This window comes from Enterococcus sp. B2E4, from assembly GCF_030499455.1.
GTDB lineage: Bacteria > Bacillota > Bacilli > Lactobacillales > Enterococcaceae > Enterococcus_D > Enterococcus_D casseliflavus.
Genome location: NZ_JAUKPK010000001.1, coordinates 709,259 through 733,873 on the forward strand (window position 1 = coordinate 709,259; position 24,615 = coordinate 733,873).

A 24,615-nucleotide genomic window follows, 5' to 3' on the forward strand; every position below is an offset into this window, starting at 1 on the left:
TCAAAAGTGAGGACGTTTTTTTAGATTTCTTTTTCTAAAATCGGACAAATACGATCTTGTTTTCCTAAAGGAAAATGTTTGATCCCGATTTTTTTAAATCCATGACGTTCATAAAAACGAATACCTGCATGATTTTTTTCATAAACAGTCAAACGTAAATAACGTTTTTGTTTCGTTTTAGCATAACGATTCGCTTCATCGAGTAACCGTTGCCCTAACCCTTTGTTTTGATAATCTTTGAGCAGATAGAGCCGTTGAATCTCTATAGCATCTTTTTCATCATTGACTTTCATATAACCAATGAGTATTTGATGATCCTTAATACCAATAAATTTACTGGTTGACTGTGCCAATTCTACTGCCAATATTTCAGTTGTCAATTGTGTCTGTAAATATCCTTGCATATCAAGTGGATCTGCGCCATCGATAAACGATTCATAAAAACTGACAACACTTACAACTTGTAAAGCATCTAGATCATCATAATCTAAATACGCTAGTGTGATTTGATTGTTCATCTAACTCCTCCTTTTGACATAGTATACTATAAATCACCCGTGGTGCTAGTTAATTTTAATATCCTAAAGAATATCTCAAAGTTCCTTCAAAACGTCGTTGTGCTCGACTTAATAGAACACTGTAAGCCAGTAATATGCTTTCAAATCTACTCTCTAGCCCTTTAACAGAAAGTGAGTTGAAATTTTGACAACCTAATTTTTCTAAGGAAGAAAAAACAGACTCAACTGTTTTTCTTTGTTTTCCAAGTAAGCTGTGGTCTAGTTTTTCTGATTTATCCATGTTTTTACGTGGCGGAACGGATATAGTAATGCCCTTAAGGGCAAGCTTTTCATGGATTTTATGGCTAATATATCCTTTGTCCCCTAGGATATTGGGAAGATTCGCTTCTTCCGATAAAGTCTCTAACACTTTCACGTCATGGACACCTGGATTCGTGATTGAGTAAGTAATCGGAAAGCCAGTCTTAGTAACGATCATATGAATTTTAAGACCATAAAAATAAGATTTTTTTGTTGAGTTATAGCCAACTTTGGCTATTTGATTCAATAGTTTTGCTTGTCTATTTCTAACTGGTTTACATAATGGACTAGGAAAACTATCTATAATTCCGACTAGTTCACTTTTGGTGAGCTTCTTGATGAAAAAGTATCGAATAATCTTGATAGTGTAAGCTAAGTTTGAACTTAAGCGAGTGAATCGACTCCTACTAGGAAAGTCACCATTAGGAAATAAGACGGAACAAACCACTCTATACGTGGCTCTTTGGCTAGTATAGCCATTAATTATGCCCCATATAACACAAGCAATAATCACTGTATCGCGTTGCTTCAGTTGATCAGTATTTCTTCGGTTTTTAATCTTATCTGGTACACAATTGTGGTATATGTTAGAAACAGTTCTCATAATTTCCTTGAATGTTATAAAAGTATCTGTATAATGTTCAGTATATTTTGATGAACGCATATGTAGTCCTCATTTCTTGGGAGTTTTGAGACTACTATATGCGTTTTTTTGTTGATTTACCAACATGTTTAGACATTTTCCTCTAGGAAAAAATTAACTAGCACCACGGGTAAAATACTTTAATTTTTTAGGTTCTATAATATTTAGTGTTGGTGGAAAATCTGAGAGTGTAAAATACATTTGCGATACAAATAATATTAAACCAATAATTATTTTAAAAGAATATCGTAAATGGAGTTTCTTAAAATTTTTTACAAATAAATCATAGGAAATAAGTAAGCTAATTACTATAATTGAATACAATATTACATAAAGCAAATGTAAAAGTCCCATAGACATTTCTCCATTTCTTTTTGACTGTATACTAAGACTATAAGTATGAGATTTTACCTTTTCATTCCAACTATATAAATTTATTTTGCATATCTTTTTTCTTCTCTTATTTTATCTAGAATAAAACTTGTTTGACTATAATCAGTTAGTTCACGTATTACTTTTTTCATCGTACGATCAACAGCGCAAATACCAAACATATCAGAATAGAAGTCAGTTATTGATTTAATTGGACTAAACAATTTTTCTGATAATTCAGTTTTTTTTGAGTAATTCATTTCTAAGTACCCTTTGTCTACTAGCCGATCAATAACTAAATAAGCTGTATTCAGCTTAAATTCTGGGTATTTTTTTACAAAGTTACGTTTTGTTATCCCTCCCTCGCATTCATATAATGAAATCAAAACTCGGTATTCAATTTTAGTTAAATCTACCATCTTCAATTTCACCTCTAATAGTCCATAATATATAAAAAAATGAAGCTTGAAAAAAAATACAAATGTTACATCAAACCTCAAAATAAGTTTCTTCCTAATTATTCCAATATTTAGAATTCTATCATAATTTTTGTATCGTTTCACAAACTTCTTGATAGTTTTTATTTCCTCCGGATAAATTATAAACTTGTTTAAATCCTTTGTTCAGTAAAATATTTTGTGCTGCATTTCCAGTAACGCCTTTATTACAATAAGTTACTGTCACACATTCTTTATCCAATTCCTCATATCGATCTCTTAACTCAGCTAAAGGTATGTGAATTGCTCCCTCAACTTTCGAAGTTTCAAACTGTTTTCTTGATCTGGTATCAATAATTTGTAATTTTTCGCCGCCATCAATTCTTCTCAATAGCTCTATAGGGGTCATTAACGGGGTATCATTATTTATATCGTTGTTCAAAGCCATCCCAGTATAATGAATGGGATCTTTTGTTGTAGAAAAAGGTGGAGCATATGCTAAATCCAAGTGAAATAAATCTTCAGCAGTTGCGCCAAATGAAATAGCAGTAGCAAGCACATCGATCCGCTTATCTACCCCATCATAACCTATGATTTGAGCCCCAAGTATCTTCCCATTTTCTTTATTTGCGATTGCTTTGATCACCATTTCTTTACCATTCATATAGTCCGGCTTATTAGGTTTAATATTATATAAAGTAGTAATAGCTATATTATTTGCTAAAGCATCTTTTTCTGTGAGACCAGTTTGAGCAATTGTTAAATCAAAGAATCGTAAAATACCAGTTCCTAAGATTCCCTTGTGTCGTAGATTGCCACCTGTAATAACATCTCCTGCGATCCTTCCCATTTTATTGGCTGTTGAAGCTAAAGGTCGATAAATTGGTCGCCTAGTTATGCGATCAAAACTTTCTGCAACATCACCTACAGCATAAACATTTGGAAAATTGGTTTCTAACTTATCGTTTACTTCTATAGCTCCGGTAATTCCTAATTTAATTCCCATGGATTTTGCTAATGCGGTGTTCGGCTTTACTCCGGTAGCTAATACAAAAATATCTGCCGAAAAGATAGTTCCTTTAGCCGTTTCAATAGACTTCAGACTACCATCACCGTTAACTTTTCTGACGGTTTCTTCAGGGAAAAAGGCAATGTTTTTCCTTTTCATTTCATTAATGATTCTTGAAGACATGTCCCAGTCTAAATGGGACATGGGATATTTACTTCGTTGAAGTAACGAGACCTCAAGACCTAGTCTCTGTAACTGCTCGGCCATTTCTAAACCAATATATCCAGCACCAATGACAACTGCTTTTTTTGGCTCGTTTTCATCTACAAACTTCTTGATACTTTTCCCACTCGAAATATTTTTCACCTGAAAAACATTCTCAAAATGTCTATTAACAAATATTTCTGGGGTATTATAAACCGATCCTGTGGCCAACACTAAAACATCAAAATTATTGGTAAATGATTTTTTTGTAATTAGACTGATTCCGTGCACCAATTTTTTATCATAGTCAACCAGAGTTATTTCATGAGAGGTATGAATATCTACGTCGTACCTTTTTTTAAACCATTCAGCATTACGAGGCGTCAGTTCATCAAAGTTTTCCACTTCTCCCCCCACTGCATATGGAATCCCACAAACTGCGTAAGACACATCCATATCTTTATCATACAAAACAATCTCTGCATCTTCAGTATTTCTTCTTGCTTTTGCAGCGACACTTGTTCCAGCAGCGACAGATCCAATAATGATGATTTTCATTTCTCCACACCTATCCTTTATACGTTCTTGATTTCACTCAAAGATTCCGGATTTATGAACCAGTCTTTTGTTTTATTAGAAACCTTAACTAAAATTAACATAACTGGCACTTCCACAAGTACGCCTACGACTGTTGCTAAAGTTGCTCCCGACTGTAATCCAAAAAGTGATATTGATACCGCTACTGCCAACTCAAAAAAGTTACTTGCTCCTATCATTCCAGCAGGAGAAGCAATATTGTGTGGCAACTTCCAAAATCTTGACAAACTATAAGCAATTGTAAATATTAAAATCGTTTGAATCGTTAAAGGAATTGCGATCAATAAAATATGCAATGGATTGGAAATAATTCTTTCACCTTGGAAGGAGAAAATAATGATCAGAGTTAGTAATAAACCAATAATCGTCACTGAATCAAATTTCTTCAAGAAGACATTTTCAAAATAGGTTAAACCTCTTTTTTTTATGATCAACACTCGAGTAATGAAGCCTAAAAACAGTGGGACAACTACAAATAGAACAGTTGACAGTAATAAAGTGGCTAAAGGGACACTTACATTATCAACGCCTAGCAAAAAAGCAACAATAGGTGCAAATAATACTAGGATAATTAAATCGTTGATTGCGACTTGAACCAAAGTATAGGCAGAGTCACCTTTTGTTAGGTAGCTCCACACAAAAACCATCGCTGTACATGGTGCAGCTCCTAGAATAACCGCACCAGCGACGTATTCTTTTGCTAGTTCTATTGGAATCAATTGTTGGAAAATCACATAAAAAAAGAGTGCTGAAATGCCATACATCGTAAACGGTTTAATAAGCCAATTAGTAACGCACGTGATAACTAATCCCTTAGGTTTTTTAGCAGCACGAACAATACTGGTAAAATCAATTTTTAACATCATAGGATAAATCATCAACCATATCAAAATAGCCGTTGGAATTGAGACCTGAAAATACTCAAATTGACTTAATGTATCAGGGATAGCTGGAGCAAACTGTCCAATCAATATTCCGATTATCATACACAAAATTACCCATAGAGTTAAATACTTTTCAAAAAAGCCTAACCCTTCAGCTTTAACTTTTGATTTCATTTTTACTTTCCTCCTACTTAGATTCTTCTTTTACTTTGCATACACAGTTATCTTCATTATTTACAAGTAATTGTTGAATAGATTCCATAAATTCTACAACAAATTCTTCCCTCAATGAATAATGGTGCCATTGCCCTTTTTTACTTACACAAACGACACCCGCTTTTTCAAGTACTTTCATATGATGAGAAAGTGTAGGCTGCGTAAAATCAAAATATTCAAGTAAATCACATGCACACAAACTACCGCAAGAAAGCACATCTACTATTTTCATACGATTTGGATTCGCTAGAGATTTTAATACTAATGAAAGAGATTCATAATTCATTTTTCGACCCTCCTTATATAGATGGTTGTCTATATATGTAATATAGACAACCATCTATATAAGGTCAAGTTGTTTACTCATAATTTCTAAGTAAATAGGAATTAATAGCATAGTTAGTACTCTCACTGTAGGTTAATTTAGCATAGAAAAACTGTTAAAGAATATTCTATCTTGAACTCTTTTATAGTTATAGCAATCAAAGAGAGCTCATAAACCCTTAAGTTTCTGACCCTTTTGTATTAAACTTGAAAATAGAAAACCATATTATTCTCATCTATTTTTGTCTTAGCGGCACAATAAATCGACAATATCAAGAGCACCCTATCCTAACAAAAAAGAGAACAATAATTGTCCTCTTTCTAATTAGATCTTTATAAATGTAATTAAAGCAGCGATTCCTGTTAGGACTGCAGGGACGAACATTACGTATGTTGATTCAATTACGTATGCATCTACAAGGTATCCTTGCATTACAGAAAATGCAAGAACTGAAATGATATTCAATATAGTAATTATATAAAGTAAGTAATTTTTATATTTTTCTCGATTATTATCCTTTTTATAGACTATAAGTAACAAAAACACTTGTAGCAAAAATGGGACAACAGTAAGAAAAAAAACGATATTTTCTAACATCAAATCAACCTCTATTCTAAAAAATTATTTATGCTACCAATTTGATCGGTATAAGATAAGCGCTCTTTAGTTTTCATATTTACTGTAGTTGGAACTTCGGTTATCTCTAACTCATTAATATACCATAAAGTAGAAGGATTAGTTTCTTTTGTGTCCGTATCTATAATCAAGAATTTTTTATCTTCATATTGAGAAGATAAAAATAGTTTAGGAGCAAATGCATTGCAATACGGACAAGATTCTCTTGTAAATAGTACATAGTCAAAGTTATTAATATCTGATTTAGTAGTCACTGAAGTTTTTGCAGAGATTTCTTTTTCATAATAACTATATGAAAATACTGATCCAGAGGTCAACTGATTTTTAAACAAAAATAATACAAGCAAAATCGAGATCAAAGCAAAAATACTTGAAATAACTTTAATTACTATTCTCATTAAGGATTACATGCCTTTGCAACAGTAGCAGCATAGCTAACATCTGGTCTCCACGGCTCAATATTCCATGGAGTTTTCATACCACTGGCCCATTGTGCATGACACAAATATTGATCTAGCATACCATTTGTGTTTTTCCAATTCTTATCATTTTTATGTTTAGGCAATAATTTGTTCCAAGCGTTACCAATATGTGCAGCTCCTCCATTTCCTGAAGGAAGGTTTTTGGTTAATATAGCCTTAGGAGTTATACTCAAAGATACTTTACCATCTCTAGTGATCCATTTTACCGAAGAAAAATAATCTGAATGACTGTAATCACTTACCGCTTTTGCTAATGCTTGAATTTGTACAGGTTGTGTATAATCTAAAGCCCATGAAACCTCCGATAATACATCATTGTTTTCGACTGCTATTTGAACTTGTTCCTACTTAGGAGATAGTTCCACGGTGTCCTCACTATTAGAGATAGAATCTGCTGATACGATTGATGTGCTACCAATAACAGAACCTAAAATAAGCATTGACCAAATAACTTTTTTCATTTAAAATCCTCCTTTTTTAAAAATATACCATTTCAAATAGTATCTGAAAAACCTTTTATTCCTTGAATAAATTCATCTGAAAGTTTTGTGATATCATGCATTTCTACCTACTGTTTTTTGTCAAAAATTGATTGATAACTTTTTCTGACATGGCCATCGATCTCACAATACCCAACACATCGGTAGCCACCTTGGTCCATCCCTAAACGAAATCCTCCGATTCCTGAAAAGATCTAAAAAGGTGCCCTTATTTTCTGTTGTACCATTTTTCATTGTTCACTCAGTTTCTTCATGCGTATGAAAGGTGTTTCAAGTACCTGATGGATTAAGAATAACGAGAAAATGGTTGTTTATATTTCGGAACAATGGTGGCAATTAGACCTTTTTTAAGAAAGAAAAGTGATCTTTTTTGCCCTCCATGTTCCAGCCGCCTCCACCACTTAAGAGGGCCAAAAAATAGACGTGCAAGGCACGTCTGTAGAGCAAAAGGTTGATATTTCACTGAAATCTTGCTATACTAAATATGTAAAGAGGAGTTGCGCGAACAACTCCCCTACAGCACCGTTTAAGACGGTGGCAGTACTATTATTTAAACGAAAATAACCGTGACCTGCTAAAGTAGACGGTTATTTTTTTTTGTCATTTTTCACTGCTGTTAGGATGCCAAAGATGATCGTTGCGATTAAAGAACCGAAACTAATCATTAGCCCTAATGCTTCAGCTACAGACAAAAAGCTTCTCCTTTCTAAAGAGTGAACACTTACTTTCATAAGCATCACCACCTTCCAAAAGATAGCCACCGTCACAAACTTTACTGTACTCATATTATACCATAACCCACGCTGAAAACCTATATTTATCAAGGTTTTTAGCGTTTTTTTATCAACATTATTTAAGCCAATAAGCTTGTTCCTTCAGTCGCTCCAGCTACCACCATCGCTCCTTCAGAAACCGTGTTGTGGACACAACCCGAAGTGATCAATAGAAAAAAGTACCAACATCAGGCAGAGATCTCTTGTTCTTTTAAAGCTAAAATAGACAAAGCATTCGCAAACTGCAGTAAGCTGGATTGAGAATCATCGACGATCACATTTTTCTGATAATGGATCCGATCGCTCACATGATTGATAATCCGTAGACAAAACGCATCAAAAAAATCTTTCGTCTCCGATCGGTGATTTCTGGTTTATATGGATGGCTAATGGCCGTCAGACCCAAAGAAAATAAGTGGTGAAAATAAAGAAACTCTTGTTTGAACTGCTGATTTTCTTGAACAAAGCTAGAGTGTTTGATTTCTGGTATATCTTGGTCTAAGAGCGAATACGTTGAATGTATCGGCGACATCCTCGTCAATCCCATCCTTTCTCTTGAAACAAGATAACTAGAGAACATCGATCCGATCTCTCTTTTGGTTTTATCCCAATCAATCACCTCTTTTTCAGGTAATTCAAATTGGTGAACATCAAATAATCGCACGTTTTTCCTCTTTTCATATTAAAGTAGTCACTGTTCGAGAGACTTTTTTCTTTGATGTTCGCCCTCGTTTACTTGATAGACCAGCTCGGCTGACCGTTTGTTTGTGCTTGATGGTCAAAGACTCTTGAAATTTGCGCACTGTAGTCTCTCTTCAGACGTTCCAACTTTCTTTTTGCTCTTGCTAATCGACTATTGTCTATTTCTTGTCGATTATTGTCCTATTCTTCCATCAAATTTCCCTCCAAAAAAAGACCGGCTTTCGCCGATCTTATTTTTTTTATTCTGCTATTTACTAATTGAAAGTAACTCTAACAATTTTTAAATTGTTCTATCAGTTTCCTTGAAGGTGGTTTACGATCAATTTTCTAAATACTTAGTTTATTTAGTATAAGAAAGTTTAAACTTTACATATATTTTTCTTGTACAAGGATTAGTTCTTCTTGTCTATGATAAAATTTATTAAACAGTTTGAAAGTAAAAACTATTCAAAGAAAGTGGGCGATAACAATGGGATTTTGGTATTTTTTAACGTTAGCTGTCGGTATAACTTTGTTGATCATAAGTGTTTCAAATAAAGAAGTATCTAGATCAACCAAATTCGTAATAGCCTGTTTTGTTTTAGGGATCTTGTTAGTCATAGGTAGTCTACTTTTATTTTTACCAGGCAGCTCTTCGATTATTGAGCAACTACTTCAACTAAATTAGCTTCGTTATTAAAAGCCGACTTTCTAAAAAAAGAAAATCGGTTTTTATTTGTACTGGTCGAAAAAAATTTTTCTACGGCTGATTTTGACTTTATTTTAGATCCAGCTGAACGATCAACGGCTCCCCTTCTTGCGTTGCTTCATCCAACATTAAAGAATAAACATCGGCATCCTCTTTCGTGATACGTACCTGTTGCGCACTCATTTCGCCAGCACCCACTTCTTGAATACGCATCATTTGGTTCTCTGGATCCACGCTATTGATAAAGTAATAATTTTCCATGACTTTCCTCTTTCTCCTAATTGAATAGGTCTGACTCTTGACTCATTTTTGCTTGTTCGATTTCACGCTGCAGCTTTTCAAAAGCTACTTTATTTTTGAATTGATCAAATTCATTGCTCGTCACCCGTTCTAGGTGTTTGACTTGATTTGTGACCGACCGACGATACTTGAATGATTCCTTAAATGGTTTGATTCGCTCATTTGGATTTCGCTTTGGCGGTGATCGACTTTCATTCGTTTCTTTCCCCTTGAAGTACTCCTGTTTCATTCTATTGTATATTTCTTTGTTAGGGTTTTGTTTACCTGATAGCGAAGACGGACGGAAAGGGTTGTCTTGTTGGGAAGAATCATTTTCCTTTTTCAGTTCTTGGAGGATACTGTTTCCTAATCGATAATATATGCCATCCGGCCCGTACATTCGGCCCTCGTAAAATGATTTTTTCTCTTTGTTAGGATCTCCCTCACCATAAGTAGCTTTCTTGAAAATATCTTCCTCTTTTGCCAGCTGTTTGAATTCTTCAAAATGGCCATTGTCTTTCATGGTATTCAGTAATTCAACCAACATATCATAATCAATAAATAGATGAACGACTATTGGTAAATGACAATTCCTCACGACTAGGCAGCATTGGATGCATCAACGTAAACCGATAGTCTTCCGTTCGTTCACTCAGCCAATCTATCCAAAGCTTTAAACCGGTTTCTACAGTAGGAACGCTGTGAGGTACTAGGTCTTGTCTCAGATCGTACCAGTCAAGATGATTAATCAGCCTTTTTGATTCGTCCACTCACGGAAAATCGGGATTAATTCCGGATAATACAGTTCGAGCAGCATATGCGTATCAAAGTAGCTTATAGTTAAGCCAAGCCTAGTTAAATAGTCCAGTTGGGCATCAAACTCTTTTATCACTTCAGCTTGATCGATTTGCCCCCCTGGCAGTCCAAATCTGGGAGGGAAGAGTCCATTTACCTCAATCAGCGAAGAATTTGACTGGCTTCAGTCATTGGAAACCACTTCAGATAGTCCCATTCCGATGTATCCTTAACAAGAACAAGCAAGTGGACGGATTTATAGTCCACTTGCTTGTTCGATAAATTTATTTGATATAAATATATTGATTCGATATAATTTTCACAATATTTAAACTTTTCAAAATATTAAATGTTCGAGTAAGAAATTCGAAAGAAAGGAGAAGATAAGAAAAATATGAAGTGCTCAAAAAAATGGTGATTGTAGTTATTTTGTTTTTTGTGGTATTGAGTGGGGGAGTTACAGGACTTGCTACAGTTCAAAACAATAAACTCTCTGATTTGTATTCCCAAGTTTCAACATGGGAAAAAACTGGGAGAACGTATACTACCAATGAAAATGATATTGGGTATTCTGTTGTTGAACTTAATACTGAAAATATATTCGAAGTGCCAGCCAGTCTTCCTATTACAGCTACAGATTATGAAAATGGCGTATTAGTTGATTACGATGGAAATGACAATGATTTTCAAGTGACATGGACAAAAAGCGGAAATATCAGTGAAACGGTACACATGGATTCGAGTTTTAACGTTATAGACGAAACAACTGGAAAAACAGTTTCTAGTGAAGATATAAAAGTTGTTAAATATGTTTTTACTAATGCGAAAGATAAGTGGAATCAAATCAATCAAAATTAGCAATAGTTTGAAGTGTTGTGCATGAAGAAATATTTGTTTTTATTGGGAGTAGTTTTGTCTTTGGGCGTATTGTTTTCTAAAAATGTTGAAGCTTCAGAAACGAAGGTTGCTACTATTGACAACGAAACGGTAGTTTTAGAAAAAGTTGAAGACTTAGAAACAATTAGCTCGATTTTAGAAGAATATGGTTACTCGACAGAAGAAGTTGGATCTGTATATAAATATACTGTTGAAGATCCTATACCAGTTTTTAATCGCACACGTGCTTACAGAGTGGATGTTCTATCTGCAGCTTATAGAAAGCATAAAATTGCTACAGGAGCAGCAGTTGGGGACTATTATAATAAGCGCTATAAGGCTTTAAATGTTCGAAATGGTTATGAATGGGTAAGTGGGTATGCAATTTATATCAAGCAAGTAAGCACGACAGAGGAAGTTCTGGATCATATTCGAGTTTATAATACATGGTAATATGCCATCTAAAAAAGTGATTCTTGAAAGGAAATAAGAGGTATTTAGAAATGAAAGTATTATTAGGCTCACAAGTAGACATTCTATTTTTAAACGATAAAATAGAAAATATTAGAGGTACAGTAATAAATATTTTTGAAGATTCTATGAGAGTAGAAGTTGAAACAACAAAAAAGCACTTAATCATATTGAAAACAGCAATCGCAACAATAACACTTTTGGATTAACTCAGTTAGTTTAAATATTAGTTAACACAAGACGCCCGTCAATCAAACGATTGACGGGCGTTCTTTGTGATTTTCAATTGGTCTAGCTATGTTGGGAGCCTAAAACGTCGGTAAATCAAGCTTCTTCTCTTTGGGTCTTTTGTGAAGAAATCGGGGGGACGAGTTGGAACGGTGTTATGTTCCAAACTGGACTCGTCGCAAGATAAGCGAAATGTTGCTTTTCTAACAAGCGTAAAATGTAGCGGACTTGATCCGCTGTTTTGTCGGACGTAATAGCCAGGCATTCCACAAAGTCAGCAGGCAAGGAGAAAACGGAACGATTCGCTGTTCGCCACCCCGTGACGCCCGTGACGATTGTGGGATCGAATTCATACTGTCGACAAAAATCACCCACTGATAAACCAAGGTGACCTACGATATACGCAGTCACAGGATAGCTGTCAACGTAAGCTGAAAACGACATACACAATTCATCCTTTCAACGCTATCTTAGGTTTCACGGAAAAAGTGCCACCACTTCTTCTGTCCTTCTTGTTTCAGTCGCACGACTTCATTTTCAGGAGTAAATTTCCCCTTATGTTCTGAGGGGGTCTCATAACCACTTTGAGACGTTTTAAAATTTTTGGTATCATTGTTGCATTCTTTGTTTAAATCTTCTGAGAAGTGTTCCTGCGACGTCAGAAACAGTATTTGTTTGTTCGCTTGCAAAGTTAGTTGTTGTTGCTGATCAAGAAGTTTTTGTTGTTGGGCTAATAACGACTGTAGCTGATCAATTTGTGCATCCTTTTGTTGCAACTGTGCAAACAACTTCGTTTCTATACTGTCAGAGCTTGCTACGTCAGGAATTTCGAACGCTTCAAGCAACTCAGCGCGTCCTAGCCACGTCCTAGCTTGTCAGCAAGGTGCAACACTCCCGACCACAGAACTGTCTTATACCCTTGGCTGTTTTTGGCAAGGTACGTTGGTTCTAGGTTGTCAGCATGTTTCCTCATAGCTTGTCTGCTGATACCAAAAAGTTCAGCAAGTTCTTTTACTGTCAACATTTGTTTTGGTTATCTGTCCGTTGTCACAAGGGTGCCACCTCGTTTGTTTTTCTTTTAGTATACATGAATTCGCTTTGCCAAGCGAAACCGATTGAATGCAGCAATCAAAGTAGAGGAACATGTAGTAAGAAAACTACATGTTTTCTTCTAGTAATTTTAGTATATAGTCGTCCGCTATGATCTCACCTTGCATGATCAGCCGTAAATGGTCGAAAGGGATTTTTGTGGATTTACTGAGTTGGTTCAGTTCTTCCTCACTCTTGATCCTTTCATAAATTTTTTTGGTTCGTTCGATTCGATCCCATTCTGTATTGGTCAAGTAGCGGGAAAGTTCATAGGTTAGCCGAGAATCCTCTGCACCGTGCACAAGATCAACTCCTCTTTTTATGGATTATTATAAAGACAATAGAAAATAAAGAAACAACTGATCACTTGAATTGTTCATGTTATACTCGTTAATGGCAACTGCCCCGTGAGGGGGTGTAAATATGCTAGAAACTTTAATATCGCTGATTATCGCTCCACTATTCGTGGGTCTAGTACTCTTACTAGTTGATCGCTGGCTAGACGATTAGCCGATAGTCGAAGCAGTTGCCTTCTGGCCCCAACGCTGGAGTCGCAACAGCGCAAAAAAAGCCCTCCTATTCGCAGTAGGAGGGCTTTTTGGTGTAAACATGCTTGTTCTTTAATATCGCTTCGCACATTTATTATAGCAAGAAATTTTGAAAAAATCAAAATGCAGCAATCAGTACCGATCGTTTTTTTACATTAAAACTATTTGCGATTTTCTGTCTAAAAAAGTTGGTTACATTCTCAACTTTTATCGGTCAAAAATGTAACCAACTTTAAAAATGCTCAATCCCTTGCAGCACTAAGGTTTTTCTGACCTCGTTACATGTAGGAAGTCGTTTCCTAACCCCCCTATTAGTAAATGGGGGTTCACGGTCACTTCTGCTCTCACAGCAAGCTGAAGTGACACCAGAAAGGCTACAAGGATTTTTTGCTAGCGCAAAAATCCTACAGCGTCTGCACAGCAAACGCTGTACGCCATTTCTCTTTTTTATCATAACGAAAGTAAACTATTTTGCAAAGTTTTTTCTCTCTAACTAATCAAAAGTTTTGTAAAAATTGATCAATGGTATCTGCGCTTCAACCCTTTACTTTAAATGAGTCGCTCGTTTTAAAATCATAAATCATTACACAATCTGCTTCTATATTTTCTTTGAGAAGTGGGTTTCTTTTTTGGTTTGTTTCTGCGTTGATTGCACGTAGTGTAATAAGGTCGATCTCTTTTTTTAATGCGCTACTTAATTTACTTTTTAACCGAATCACATCAAATATATTTTGGAGCAAAGACCCCTCACCGTCGATTAAAATATCTAAATCACTGGTTTCTGTTGCTTCGTTTCGAGCGTATGACCCAAACAGAAAAGCTTTTTTTATTTTCCATTCTAAAAATATTGGTGTACATAATTTTTGAATGTCACTAATTGTATAAATCAAATAACCGAACTCCTTGTCTTCAATTTGAATATTAAAATAAAAATGAAAAGCGACAATTATACTCACCGTTTAGGAAAAAATATTGATAAAAAAGGGAAGGAACAGGTAAATCGATTGCTTCTTTTAGATCAAAAAAAGGGAAAGAGCATAAGGTAGATACCCCCACCTTCTAGTTAGAAGGTGGAAAATAGGCTGTGCCTATTGGGTTTTAAGAGATTTCAAAGTGATATCATTGCGGCTTTTTTAGTGGCACCCAGATACCACTACCGATGGCACCTAGGTGGTACTTTTTGTAAAAAGTGCCACCTAGGTGCCACCATCAACCCTCAATTATTTTGGTAAATATTGGGAAACAATATCATTAAAATCACGTTCTTTTTTGACATCTTCTTGAACAGATTTGACCTTTTTCTTTTCTTCTTTCTTTGATTCGTCCTTCCTGTTTTTAAAGCGATAGTTCTTATTTCGAACAACTTTCTTACTCATTGTGACTGCTTCTTGATAAACATCAGAAGAAAAAAAGTCTTGTATTTTGGTATGATCTTGCTCCAATTTTGCATTGGTCATAATCTCTAATAAAGACAAAGAATCCAATACTTTTTTTTTCGAAATTTATTTCTTTTCTCACCCGATTAAGTAATTCAAGCAGCGCATATCGAATCATCGGACTATCTTTAATATCCACGTCAACGGGCAGATAGGTTTTTAATTCTTTCAAAGCATCTTCATGTTCCGTGTCTAAAAATACCGGAATTCGTTTCTTTGACATGTTATCTCACACACCTTTTTTGAGTTCGTCAATTTTCGATTCAATCAACTGAATCGTCTTTTCGATATCAGAAATTTTGGTTTGATTATCTGAAATGTTCCCTTTAAATGATTCAATCGTATTCTCCAAAGTGGTGATTGAATCTTACGTTTTTGCTAACTACTCTCCGACTTGATATTCTTTTTCTTCAGTGAAAGAAGCAATTTTTTCTCGTGCATTTTTTATTTCTTCGACAAGAGATTTGTTCTCTTCCTCAATCATTCTCGGATATAATGAATTTTTAGAATTTGATAATTTCATGAATTTATAAAGAAACTAGACTTTTTGAACCGATCCCCAAAAGTTAGATTCTTAGTCTAACTTATAGGAATCATTTTTTTTATGATAAAATTTAGTTGTGATTTTAAGAAAATAAATGGACAAAATTATCGTAACGATAACTCTTAAATAACAATGAAATGAAAGAAAAGACGAGAATCTTCCAGTACTTCGAGAATCTTGTCTTTTCTTGTTGAATATAAAAAACCGAAAATAGATATATTTTAAAGGCTCTTGTCAATAAATCTAATGGTAATAAGTCAAGTTGAAGATTGAAAATATTTTTATTGTGTAACCTGTTTTGAAGCGCACTTAACTAGCTCCGTCTAAAATCAAATTTTTTACAGGGGATTTCAAAGGTTTGCGTCAATAACAGAATGTTATTTACCTATTACTCTCCTTGGCAACGCGTAGAGTCGATGGTTACGTAGTAGCGTATCCACAAGACGCGTAACTTAAGACGATTGCTCGTTTGTGTTTATATTTGGGACCTCTTTACATTTGCTTTGATAAAAAACTTTATATTCAGGAAGATACTTTTTTATAGAGTTGGTAGCTTTAACTAAGTAGTATCCAAAATAGCGATTCCCTTGTTTTGTCAGAGGTGTATTTTATGACTGACAGTTACCAGATTGTTTGACTTTCGAATATAAGCCTGCATATTTTGCCAATTTTGTTTGATTTTCCAATCGTTCAATTTGACCGATTTCAACGATTAATTAAGTGGAGTACACCTTTCCAATACCTGGAACACCGGGCAAATATTGATATTCTCGAATGCCGACAAATAGTTGCTTGATTGCTTTTCCAAGTCTTTGATGTTCTTTTCAAGCGCACGAATTTCACGTACAAGAACACTTAGAACGACATTGATGGATTCTTGTGCAAGTCTACCTAAACGATAACTCATGGTAATTGCACGTTGAATGATTTGGCAATTTTTTCTGGATCTTTAAAGCAACCTTTTCCTTCTTCTTGTAGTAAGTCACAGAACGCCTCTAAGGCTTCTTTAGCTATAGTCGCAGCATCCGCAATATTTCCATAGTTAATGCAATTCCTTTTACGGTATCTTCACCCATGACAACCATTCTAAAAATTTTCGCTAACTCGTCCATTCCAGCTGGAAAAGAATCCCAAAAATCAATATCATAATTACCATTTTAATGATTTGTATTCAAAAATCAGATGAATTGTTTGACGTGGCAATTAATAATAATACTTTAGCAATCAACAAGATGATTGACGGTATGTGGTTAAAGAAGAAAAATAGCTAGGAGATTTTTGAGAGATGACTGGTAAATTTAAAGATGAATTATTAACTGTTGTTGCAGATAATGATTTAAAAAATATTATTCAGTTAAGAAGATACTTTGAAAATCATAGTGATGAATTTACGTTCAAAAATATCACTCGTTTTCATCAAACCATTAATAATAATGTCGATGTTTTTGGTCTATATTTTGAGGGTAATCTTCAAAATTAAATGCACTTAAATATAAAAGCCCCCTGACGAAAGTCGAAGGGGGTTTTTATTTTGGTTTGAGGTTTGCATACCTACCGAAAAGGTAGAGTAGCAAAACGTCAAACAGGTATCAGCTAAATGCCACCATAAGGGTGCGCTGATACTCGGCTCAAAAGAGCCGACAGAGCCGTCTGCAAGACCCCTCGGAGAGCCCACACTTTACCTTGTAAAGTATAGTGGGTTATACTTTACAAGGAAGTAGTCACCGAATTCCAGTTAGAAATTACTTTGTAACTACGTTTTGAGGAGGAGTAAAATGCTTTCCTACGTTCGACATTACCCATTAGCGATAGCTAAATTAATGTGTCTGTGCTCTCCTAAAATCTGCTGATTTATTACTGACTAATACTGGAGGTTTTTTTATGGGACAGACAATCATATCTGCTATTGGTGTTTATATTTCCACCAGTATCGATTATTTAATTATTTTAATTATTTTATTTGCACAGCTATCACAGAATAAACAGAAATGGCATATTTATGCGGGGCAATATCTAGGAACTGGCTTACTTGTAGGGGCGAGTTTAGTTGCTGCTTATGTCGTCAATTTCGTGCCTGAAGCATGGATGGTTGGATTGCTTGGTTTAATCCCTATCTATTTAGGGATTCGCTTTGCAATTGTTGGAGAAGGTGAGGAAGAAGAAGAGGAAGAAATTATTGAAAGATTAGAACAAAGCAAGGCAAATCAACTGTTTTGGACAGTCACATTGCTGACAATTGCGTCTGGCGGAGATAATTTAGGTATCTATATACCTTATTTTGCTTCGTTAGATTGGTCACAGACCCTCGTGGCGTTGCTTGTGTTTGCAATCGGCATAATTATCTTTTGCGAGCTTAGTCGGGTGCTATCTTCTATTCCGTTAATATCCGAGACAATTGAAAAATACGAGCGAATCATTGTGCCCTTAGTATTCATTCCACTTGGACTATACATCATGTATGAAAGTGGCACGATTGAGACTTTTCTGAACTTTATTTTATAGATAAAAAAGCCCCTTAAATGGGGCTTTCAGACTGTAGACAAAGTACTAGTTTTTAGTGCTTTGTCTTTTTTTATCCGTTAAAATAAGAGTATCAATTGGAGGTGTATCCAGATGCTCTCAAAACAAGATATGAGTAAACGCGCACAAATCGGTTTCTTTTCTCTTGAAGACTTGGTCCCACAGGACCATTTATTGCGGCAAATAGATCAATGTATTGATTTCTCCTTTATTTATGAATTGGTTAAAGAGAAATACGATGAAATCCAAGGACGTCCTAGCTTGGATCCTATTCTTCTAATTAAATTACCAATGATTCAATATCTATTTGGTATTAAAAGTATGAGACAAACAATAAAAGAAATAGAAGTGAATATCGCTTATCGCTGGTTTTTAGGTTTGAGTTTAGAAGATCCTGTTCCTCATTTTTCAACATTTGGTAAAAATAGTGTTGCTGACCAATACTATTTGACACAGAACCATTTAACTTAACTTGATGCAAATAATAACTTATCTAAATCAAATATCTCAACATATTTTTGAGTATGCTGTTTAATTAAACCTCTCTCTTCCAATGATGAGAACTTACGACTTATTGTTTCTGGGGTTGTACCCAAGTACGAGGCTAGATCTTTTTTCGACATTGGTAAAGTCACATAAGTATGGTTTTCTTCATCTTCAACGTATTCTGATAGAAAATCAATAATACGAGACTCTACTTGCTCCATACCAACCTGCATCGTTTGCTTTTCTGATACCTGTAAACGTTTCGTAACATCTGATAGTATTCTTCTCATAATTTCTGGGTAAGCGCCTAAATAGTCATCCATATCCTTTTTATGAATTCTACATATGCTCACTTCTGATATTGCTTCAGCATAATTAGAATGGTAACTTTCAGTTTGAAAAATAGCCACTTCTCCCATAAAATCACCAGGATTTAATATGCGTACAGTTTGTTCACGACCAGATTCATTTAAGTTATAAACACGTACACGCCCATTATTTATAATATAAAGTGTGTCATCTTTATCACCATTTCCAAATAACAACGCATTCTTTGCATAATGTACTTCTTGCGCTGATTGCGCAATTAAACTCATTTGTTCTTCATTTAGGTGATTAAAAATCGGAACTAAACGTATACAATCTATATGACTATGGTGGTGATGGTGTGCCATACAGCTTTCCTCCTAATTAATCGTTATCTATATAGTCATCATCTTCTAACGCATCCTTGTTAACAAAGGCTTGAAGTTGCCAAATATTTATATCTAAGTAATCTTTATAACTAATTAGTAAATCTTCTAATGCATCATCTGCTTCTTCTTGTGCTAAACGCATTGCACGAACGGTAAATTCACGATTAGTCCTAAAATCTTCTACTAACTGTATGACCATTTCTTCAGCAGAATAATATTTTTCAGACGGATCTTCAGAAATTATTGTAAATTCCTGAAATTCAGTAGTTGTTGAAGCTGGCTTAAATCCTGAAGCTAGTAAACGTTCTGCAATCTTATCAAACCATGTCTCATTCTCATTGTATAAATTCTCAAAAACACTATGCAATGAATAGAAATTTGTGCCTTTCACATACCAATGATATTGATGTAATTTTACATGTAAGGTATGGATATTAGCAAGTATATGATCTGTGACAGCTACAGCATTAATCTTAGTATGATGAATGTGTTCTTTATATGCTTTTTCAGCAGCTAATTTTTCTTGTCTTTCATTTGCTGTTGTCATTTTATACACCTTCCTTTACTTTTGAACTAATAACTGAATATCCTAGGTTTTCAATAGCTCTTTCAATTGTACTCAAATTGACTTGTTCTTCATCAAAATCTACTTTTACCTTACTTGCATTGAACAGTACTTTTACAGAATCTTTTTCTACACCAGCTGTCTGTTTTAAACCACTTTCAATTTTTTGTAAACACGATGGACAAGTTAATGTTTCTAATTTTAATGTTGCTTTAGTCATATCTATCACTCCTTTAAATAAATTATACAGGACATTTCTTTTAAGATAATTGACATAGATCAATTATCTTAATTGATATCTTCTTAATCTCATTGCATTTAAAATAACTACTAAAATACTTGCCTCATGAACTAACATACCTATCGACATAGACATCCATTCACTAAATATTAAACTAACCAATAATATTATCACCACACCAACAGCAATTAGAATATTTTGTCTCATATTCGCATATGTCCCTTTAGCTAAACCTAAAGCATGGGGGAGACGATTAAAATTGGAATTCATTAGAACAATATCTGAACTTTCAATAGCCACATCTGTCCCATTTCCCATAGCAATCCCTACTTCTGCAGTAGCTAGAGAAGGGCTATCGTTCACACCATCACCAATAAAAGCAATAATTTCACCAGTAGACTGTCTTTCTTTTAGAAACGCTTGCTTGTCCTCAGGTAACATATCGCCATGAGCCTCGGTTAATCCTAGCTCCTTTTTAACTAAATTAACTGTGCCTTGATTATCCCCTGATAATACAGTGAGATTTTTAACACCAAGTGATTTTAATTTTTGTAGGTCTTGTTTAACACCTGCTCGAACTTGGTCACGGATTCCCATTAAAATAATTAACTTACGATCAACTGCCGTTAATACAATACTCTTCTTTTTTTTCAAGAACTCAAAAAAGCGGAAAATCCCAGATTTAAAAATCTGAGTTTCCGCTTTTGTCATTTCAAGGATGGACTATTGTCTCAGCCTCTTCTAATTTATTCTTAAGATATTTTTACTTTCTCTGCAGGTGCTGATACTTCTTTTTGTTCTTTTCGACCTTTCAACTTATACTTCATTAATCTCATGCCATTGAAAATTACCACCAAGATACTACCTTCATGAACCAACATTCCGATAGACATATTCATCCATTCGCTGAAGAAGACGCTGGTCAACAAGACCAACACTACTCCAATTGAAATCACGATATTTTGTTTCATATTATTTGCGGTGGCTTTTACTAATCCTAATGCGTGAGGCAAGTTGCTGAAGTTCGAGTTCATTAAAACGACATCGGATGTTTCAATCGCTACGTCCGTTCCGCTTCCCATTGCGATTCCAATGTCTGCTAAAGCTAAGGACGGACTATCGTTAACGCCATCTCCAACAAAGGCTACAATTTGACCACGTTGTTGAAGTTTTCCGATATAAGCCGATTTGTCTTCCGGCAACATGTGGCCGTGAGCTTCGGTCAAACCAAGTTCGCCGGCGACCACATCAACGGTTCCTTGGTTATCTCCTGAAAGAACGACTAGATTTTTCACGCCCAAGTCTTTTAATTCCTGCAAATTAGCTTTCACACCCGGACGGACTTGATCGCGAATGCCCATCAGTACTTTTAATTCACCGTCGACCGCTGTCAAAACGAGAGAGTTCCCTTGTTGTTCAAACCGTTTGACATCTTTTTGCACTTTTTTGCTGAGAGTGACATTTTCTTTTTCCATCAAGGCCACATTCCCAACAGCCACTCTATGTCCAGCTACACTTGAAACGATTCCGCCGCCTTTCACGACTTCAGTTCCTTCAACAGGATAAAAATTTGTTTCTCCAATTTGATTTAAGACCGCTTTTGCTAATGGATGATCTGATTCCCGTTCCACACTGGCCAGATAGCCAAGCGTTTCAGCAGAATCTTTTTCATACAGTTCAGTCGCTGCAACGGTTGGGTTTCCGACAGTTAAAGTACCTGTCTTATCAAATACAATTGTATCCACATTGCTGAAGTCTTGAATGACTTCACTCCCTTTTAAAAGAACACCGTTACGAGCACCATTCCCGATACCGGCAACGTTTGAGACAGGCACTCCGATAACTAATGCGCCTGGGCAACCTAGAACCAAGATGGTGATTGCTAACTCAATATTTTGACTGAACGCCCATACAACAATTGCCAGAACCAAGACAGCTGGTGTGTAGTATTTAGAAAAGCGATCAATGAACCGTTCCGCTTCGGATTTAGAATCTTGTGCTTCTTCCACGAGTTCAATAATTTTTCCAAATGTGGTGTCCTCACCAACTCGGTCAGCTCTGATTTGAATCGTTCCGTTTTCTAAAATGGTTCCTGCAAAAACTTCTGCATCAGCTAGCTTGTTGACCGGAACAGCTTCCCCTGTAATGCTAGCTTCATTGATATGCCCTTCGCCCGTAAGGACTGTGCCATCCACTGGAACTTTCGCACCCGTTTTAACAAGCAAGATATCCCCTTCATCTACATCATCCACTTCTACTTCTTCAAATTCGCCATTATCCATTTGTTTCAAGGCGCTTTCGGGTGCCATTTCAGTCAATTCTTTGATAGCAGATCGCGTTTGGTTCAATGTTCGTTGTTCCAAGTAGTGTCCGAATAAGAATAAGAACGTGACAATAGCCGATTCTTCATAATTTTGAATAAAAAGCGCACCAATCGCTGCAATACTGACTAAGACATCAATACTGATGACTTTGACTTTCATTGCTTGAAACGCTTGAATGGCAATTGGCGTAATCCCAAAGACAGAGGCGATGATTAAAGACCACTCTGAAAGTCCTACGTTTTCTAAAACAAAGTGACTGAAGAAACCGAGTGCGATTAACAATCCACTGATGACGGTGATAACATTTTTCTTGCTTAATATATATTGTTGCATGCTTTTTCCCTCCAAATTTAATTTCTCTTTTATTGATAAACACAGTATAAGATAATTGCCTAAGTAATTAATTGACTGACATCAAGTTTTGAAAAAATACGTGTCCCTTCTCACTATTTTTTTGATCTAACAGCCTCAATGACACTTATTCCTCTTTACAGTTATAACGATACCCTCTTTTTATCGAATAAAAATTTACGGCTATCAAGTTTAGAAAGTTCTCTTTTATCGTTTCTAAGCACCTCGAATCGGATTGCAACAAAAAAGCAATCCCGGAAAAATAGCTTTTCTTCCAGAATTGCCTAGTTCATTTAATCTGTTAAGCGGCCTTGACTTTTGCTTTAAGGACCGGATAGCCTACGTTTTCGATAGCTTTTTGAATCTCTTCAATCGAAGTGACAGCTGAATCAAAATTGGTTTTGACTTTGCTGGAGTTGAATAATACTTTAATGCTGTCTTTATCAATACCGTTAACTGATTTCAAGGCACCTTCAATTTTTTGCATACAACTTGGACAAGACAACGTTTCTAATTGCAATATAGCTTTTTCCATAATTCCTATCTCCTTTATTTGTTTTTATTTTATCCGCAGCAGATTAATGAACACTGCCTTTTCCTCTTTACAACTGTAGTATATCTCACTTTTAGCAAACGAAAATTGACGCATATCAAGTTTTGCACTTCTTTTTATCTTTTTGCTCAATTCACCATCTTAATAGTCTTTTTCTGCCCCTTATTGCCATCAGAATAATAATAAATTGGTGGATAGTCTTGTCTGCGTATAAACCATACTACAATCGCGCCAATAAACAGGGCCAGAGACAAGGCTTGTGAAACGCGGATCTACTCGCCAATCCATAAACTGTCCGTTCGCATACCTTCAATGAAGAACCGACCCACTGAGTACCACAAAACGTAACTCAAAGCGACTTCTCCTTGACGCAAAAGCTGTTTTCGGTTCCGTATAGTGACGATGAGGACAAAGCCCAACAAACTCCACAATGACTCGTATAAAAAAGTCGGATGGTAGTAGGTACCATTGATATTCATTTGTTCAATGATAAATTCAGGTAAATAAAGATTTTCCAAGAATTGACGAGTAACCGGTCCACCATGAGCTTCCTGATTCATAAAATTGCCCCAACGACCAATAGACTGGGCTAACAATACATTGGGCGCTAAAATATCAAGAACGAGTGCCAAAGAAGTACCTTTTTTCTTTGCATACCAATATAGCGTACCCCCTCCTGCAATCAATCCCCCATAAATCGCAATGCCGCCATTCCAAATCGCAAGGATTTGTCCTGGATTTTGCAGATAATAACCAAGTTCAAATAACACATAATAAAGCCGAGCGCCGAGGAGTCCAATCGGAATTGCCCATAAGGCCATATCGATAATGGTATCCTCTTCCAGTCCTTTTTTCTTTGCTTCCTTGGTGCTCAACTGGAGAGCCGCTAATATGCCCGCTGCAATAATGACTCCATACCAATGAATCACAACAGAACCAATCTCCACCGCATGGGGATTCAAAACGCCTAATACGAATTCCATTCTATTTGCTCCATTTCTTCAATTTTTCGCGTCATTCTAGTCATGGTGATGCTGAACAAGATTCCGGCTAAGCTCCATGGAAACCAAACAGTGAATACACTTTTATCTCCCTGGTCACTCGCTTCGTAATACGCCACTTTTCCGTGTCCGATTACGCCGGCTCCTTTTACAACTTCCTCTTCTTTTTCCATAGCTAACCTATCTGCCTCAACAACGTTAGACGTTTTTGCTTCGCCGCCAATCGTGTTCTTGGTGAAAGGGACGACAAAGAATGCACCCGCTGCTGACAACGTGATGGCAACTATCACCCAAAAATAATGCACATTCACCCCTACTTATTTTTAC

The 24,615-nt window shown here is 35.7% G+C and carries 33 protein-coding genes and 3 pseudogenes; 7 read left to right on the forward strand and 29 right to left on the reverse strand.

Annotated features, from left to right (window positions below; all coding sequences use genetic code 11):
• Positions 1-20 precede the first annotated feature (20 nt).
• From Q1X33_RS03390 to Q1X33_RS16655, 14 genes are all read right to left on the reverse strand, one after another.
• Positions 21-518, reverse strand: a complete 498-nt coding sequence (locus tag Q1X33_RS03390) for a GNAT family N-acetyltransferase (RefSeq protein WP_002295755.1) — start codon at positions 516-518, stop codon at positions 21-23.
• A 55-nt stretch (positions 519-573) separates the two neighbouring features.
• On the reverse strand, positions 574-1,482 hold the full coding sequence (locus Q1X33_RS03395) for an IS982-like element ISEfm1 family transposase (protein ID WP_301969550.1): 909 nt from the start codon (positions 1,480-1,482) through the stop codon (positions 574-576).
• Between the two features lie 413 nt (positions 1,483-1,895).
• Entirely contained in the window at positions 1,896-2,252 is a 357-nt protein-coding gene (locus Q1X33_RS03400; RefSeq protein WP_225582134.1) for a hypothetical protein, read from the reverse strand.
• Between the two features lie 121 nt (positions 2,253-2,373).
• Complete coding sequence (locus Q1X33_RS03405) at positions 2,374-4,041, reverse strand: FAD-dependent oxidoreductase (RefSeq protein WP_301969551.1); 1,668 nt, start codon at positions 4,039-4,041, stop codon at positions 2,374-2,376.
• A gap of 17 nt (positions 4,042-4,058) precedes the next feature.
• A complete protein-coding gene (arsB, locus tag Q1X33_RS03410) occupies positions 4,059-5,138 on the reverse strand; it encodes an ACR3 family arsenite efflux transporter (RefSeq protein WP_118214687.1) in 1,080 nt (359 codons plus the stop codon).
• A 13-nt stretch (positions 5,139-5,151) separates the two neighbouring features.
• Positions 5,152-5,466, reverse strand: a complete 315-nt coding sequence (locus tag Q1X33_RS03415) for a helix-turn-helix transcriptional regulator (protein ID WP_005225242.1) — start codon at positions 5,464-5,466, stop codon at positions 5,152-5,154.
• A gap of 647 nt (positions 5,467-6,113) precedes the next feature.
• On the reverse strand, positions 6,114-6,539 hold the full coding sequence (locus Q1X33_RS03420; protein ID WP_118214683.1) for a thioredoxin family protein: 426 nt from the start codon (positions 6,537-6,539) through the stop codon (positions 6,114-6,116).
• Positions 6,539-6,955: a DUF2599 domain-containing protein gene (locus Q1X33_RS03425; protein ID WP_347246531.1), complete on the reverse strand. Its 417-nt coding sequence runs from the start codon at positions 6,953-6,955 to the stop codon at positions 6,539-6,541. Before Q1X33_RS03425 ends, Q1X33_RS03420 begins: the two co-directional genes overlap by 1 nt.
• Before the next feature lie 236 nt (positions 6,956-7,191).
• Entirely contained in the window at positions 7,192-7,284 is a 93-nt protein-coding gene (locus Q1X33_RS16650) for a hypothetical protein (protein WP_139016457.1), read from the reverse strand.
• A 426-nt stretch (positions 7,285-7,710) separates the two neighbouring features.
• Complete coding sequence (locus tag Q1X33_RS03430; RefSeq protein ID WP_221928441.1) at positions 7,711-7,854, reverse strand: putative holin-like toxin; 144 nt, start codon at positions 7,852-7,854, stop codon at positions 7,711-7,713.
• Positions 7,855-8,200: 346 nt separating this feature from the next.
• The gene (locus tag Q1X33_RS03435; protein ID WP_225582132.1) at positions 8,201-8,560 is read right to left on the reverse strand and encodes a transcriptional regulator; all 360 of its coding nucleotides are present in this window, start codon (positions 8,558-8,560) and stop codon (positions 8,201-8,203) included.
• A 795-nt stretch (positions 8,561-9,355) separates the two neighbouring features.
• Positions 9,356-9,547 carry a hypothetical protein gene (locus Q1X33_RS03440; protein ID WP_002314345.1) on the reverse strand — a complete coding sequence of 64 codons (192 nt, stop codon included), beginning with the start codon at positions 9,545-9,547 and terminating at the stop codon, positions 9,356-9,358.
• Positions 9,548-9,563: 16 nt separating this feature from the next.
• Positions 9,564-10,112, reverse strand: a complete 549-nt coding sequence (locus Q1X33_RS03445; protein ID WP_225582131.1) for a hypothetical protein — start codon at positions 10,110-10,112, stop codon at positions 9,564-9,566.
• A 201-nt stretch (positions 10,113-10,313) separates the two neighbouring features.
• Positions 10,314-10,526: a ChbG/HpnK family deacetylase gene (locus Q1X33_RS16655; RefSeq protein ID WP_213357281.1), complete on the reverse strand. Its 213-nt coding sequence runs from the start codon at positions 10,524-10,526 to the stop codon at positions 10,314-10,316.
• Between the two features lie 245 nt (positions 10,527-10,771).
• Between Q1X33_RS16655 and Q1X33_RS03450 the strand changes: the two genes are divergently transcribed.
• From Q1X33_RS03450 to Q1X33_RS03460, 3 genes are read left to right on the forward strand one after another with little or no spacing between them, the layout of a single operon-like run.
• Positions 10,772-11,218: a hypothetical protein gene (locus Q1X33_RS03450; RefSeq protein ID WP_010748117.1), complete on the forward strand. Its 447-nt coding sequence runs from the start codon at positions 10,772-10,774 to the stop codon at positions 11,216-11,218.
• A gap of 21 nt (positions 11,219-11,239) precedes the next feature.
• Positions 11,240-11,689: a hypothetical protein gene (locus Q1X33_RS03455; protein WP_229078527.1), complete on the forward strand. Its 450-nt coding sequence runs from the start codon at positions 11,240-11,242 to the stop codon at positions 11,687-11,689.
• A gap of 50 nt (positions 11,690-11,739) precedes the next feature.
• Complete coding sequence (locus tag Q1X33_RS03460; RefSeq protein ID WP_010748115.1) at positions 11,740-11,916, forward strand: hypothetical protein; 177 nt, start codon at positions 11,740-11,742, stop codon at positions 11,914-11,916.
• Between the two features lie 115 nt (positions 11,917-12,031).
• Here the strand turns inward: Q1X33_RS03460 and Q1X33_RS03465 are convergent, their stop codons facing one another.
• The 3 genes from Q1X33_RS03465 to Q1X33_RS03475 all read right to left on the reverse strand — a co-directional run bounded on the left by Q1X33_RS03465 (position 12,032) and on the right by Q1X33_RS03475 (position 13,326).
• Complete coding sequence (locus Q1X33_RS03465; RefSeq protein ID WP_213357269.1) at positions 12,032-12,379, reverse strand: hypothetical protein; 348 nt, start codon at positions 12,377-12,379, stop codon at positions 12,032-12,034.
• A gap of 26 nt (positions 12,380-12,405) precedes the next feature.
• Positions 12,406-12,780: a hypothetical protein gene (locus tag Q1X33_RS03470; protein WP_249641317.1), complete on the reverse strand. Its 375-nt coding sequence runs from the start codon at positions 12,778-12,780 to the stop codon at positions 12,406-12,408.
• Between the two features lie 312 nt (positions 12,781-13,092).
• Positions 13,093-13,326, reverse strand: a complete 234-nt coding sequence (locus Q1X33_RS03475; RefSeq protein ID WP_005225230.1) for a hypothetical protein — start codon at positions 13,324-13,326, stop codon at positions 13,093-13,095.
• A gap of 121 nt (positions 13,327-13,447) precedes the next feature.
• Between Q1X33_RS03475 and Q1X33_RS03480 the strand changes: the two genes are divergently transcribed.
• Positions 13,448-13,534 (forward strand): type I toxin-antitoxin system Fst family toxin, encoded by an 87-nt coding sequence (locus Q1X33_RS03480; RefSeq protein ID WP_115224856.1) that lies wholly within the window; start codon positions 13,448-13,450, stop codon positions 13,532-13,534.
• 574 nt (positions 13,535-14,108) lie between these two features.
• Here Q1X33_RS03480 and Q1X33_RS03485 read toward each other — a convergent pair.
• The 4 genes from Q1X33_RS03485 to Q1X33_RS16660 form a co-directional block, all read right to left on the reverse strand.
• A complete protein-coding gene (locus Q1X33_RS03485) occupies positions 14,109-14,462 on the reverse strand; it encodes a nucleotidyltransferase family protein (RefSeq protein WP_060792970.1) in 354 nt (117 codons plus the stop codon).
• A gap of 330 nt (positions 14,463-14,792) precedes the next feature.
• Complete coding sequence (locus Q1X33_RS03490; RefSeq protein WP_249641318.1) at positions 14,793-14,948, reverse strand: hypothetical protein; 156 nt, start codon at positions 14,946-14,948, stop codon at positions 14,793-14,795.
• A gap of 22 nt (positions 14,949-14,970) precedes the next feature.
• The gene (locus Q1X33_RS03495) at positions 14,971-15,231 is read right to left on the reverse strand and encodes a hypothetical protein (protein WP_213357283.1); all 261 of its coding nucleotides are present in this window, start codon (positions 15,229-15,231) and stop codon (positions 14,971-14,973) included.
• A 929-nt stretch (positions 15,232-16,160) separates the two neighbouring features.
• Positions 16,161-16,238: a hypothetical protein gene (locus Q1X33_RS16660; RefSeq protein ID WP_226869574.1), complete on the reverse strand. Its 78-nt coding sequence runs from the start codon at positions 16,236-16,238 to the stop codon at positions 16,161-16,163.
• A gap of 599 nt (positions 16,239-16,837) precedes the next feature.
• Between Q1X33_RS16660 and Q1X33_RS03500 the strand changes: the two genes are divergently transcribed.
• The 3 genes and pseudogenes from Q1X33_RS03500 to Q1X33_RS03510 all read left to right on the forward strand — a co-directional run.
• Positions 16,838-17,032, forward strand: a complete 195-nt coding sequence (locus tag Q1X33_RS03500; protein WP_005225228.1) for a hypothetical protein — start codon at positions 16,838-16,840, stop codon at positions 17,030-17,032.
• A gap of 401 nt (positions 17,033-17,433) precedes the next feature.
• Complete coding sequence (locus Q1X33_RS03505) at positions 17,434-18,054, forward strand: CadD family cadmium resistance transporter (RefSeq protein WP_005237707.1); 621 nt, start codon at positions 17,434-17,436, stop codon at positions 18,052-18,054.
• Positions 18,055-18,165: 111 nt separating this feature from the next.
• Positions 18,166-18,498, forward strand: a pseudogene (locus tag Q1X33_RS03510) (transposase); the annotation flags it as partial.
• A 41-nt stretch (positions 18,499-18,539) separates the two neighbouring features.
• Here Q1X33_RS03510 and Q1X33_RS03515 read toward each other — a convergent pair.
• The 8 genes and pseudogenes from Q1X33_RS03515 to Q1X33_RS03550 form a co-directional block, all read right to left on the reverse strand.
• Complete coding sequence (locus Q1X33_RS03515) at positions 18,540-19,232, reverse strand: Crp/Fnr family transcriptional regulator (protein ID WP_005225225.1); 693 nt, start codon at positions 19,230-19,232, stop codon at positions 18,540-18,542.
• A gap of 16 nt (positions 19,233-19,248) precedes the next feature.
• The gene (locus Q1X33_RS03520) at positions 19,249-19,800 is read right to left on the reverse strand and encodes a DNA starvation/stationary phase protection protein (RefSeq protein WP_005237709.1); all 552 of its coding nucleotides are present in this window, start codon (positions 19,798-19,800) and stop codon (positions 19,249-19,251) included.
• A gap of 1 nt (position 19,801) precedes the next feature.
• The gene (locus Q1X33_RS03525; protein WP_005225223.1) at positions 19,802-20,038 is read right to left on the reverse strand and encodes a heavy-metal-associated domain-containing protein; all 237 of its coding nucleotides are present in this window, start codon (positions 20,036-20,038) and stop codon (positions 19,802-19,804) included.
• A gap of 63 nt (positions 20,039-20,101) precedes the next feature.
• Positions 20,102-20,698 (reverse strand): annotated as a pseudogene (locus Q1X33_RS03530) (HAD-IC family P-type ATPase); the annotation flags it as partial.
• Between the two features lie 113 nt (positions 20,699-20,811).
• On the reverse strand, positions 20,812-22,716 hold the full coding sequence (locus tag Q1X33_RS03535) for a heavy metal translocating P-type ATPase (RefSeq protein WP_005225221.1): 1,905 nt from the start codon (positions 22,714-22,716) through the stop codon (positions 20,812-20,814).
• A 319-nt stretch (positions 22,717-23,035) separates the two neighbouring features.
• Entirely contained in the window at positions 23,036-23,269 is a 234-nt protein-coding gene (locus tag Q1X33_RS03540; RefSeq protein WP_003125439.1) for a heavy-metal-associated domain-containing protein, read from the reverse strand.
• A 146-nt stretch (positions 23,270-23,415) separates the two neighbouring features.
• A pseudogene (lgt, locus tag Q1X33_RS03545) lies at positions 23,416-24,270 on the reverse strand (prolipoprotein diacylglyceryl transferase).
• Entirely contained in the window at positions 24,255-24,593 is a 339-nt protein-coding gene (locus tag Q1X33_RS03550) for a hypothetical protein (protein ID WP_003102891.1), read from the reverse strand. The pseudogene lgt and the gene Q1X33_RS03550 overlap by 16 nt, the downstream one beginning before the upstream one ends.
• Positions 24,594-24,615 lie beyond the last annotated feature (22 nt).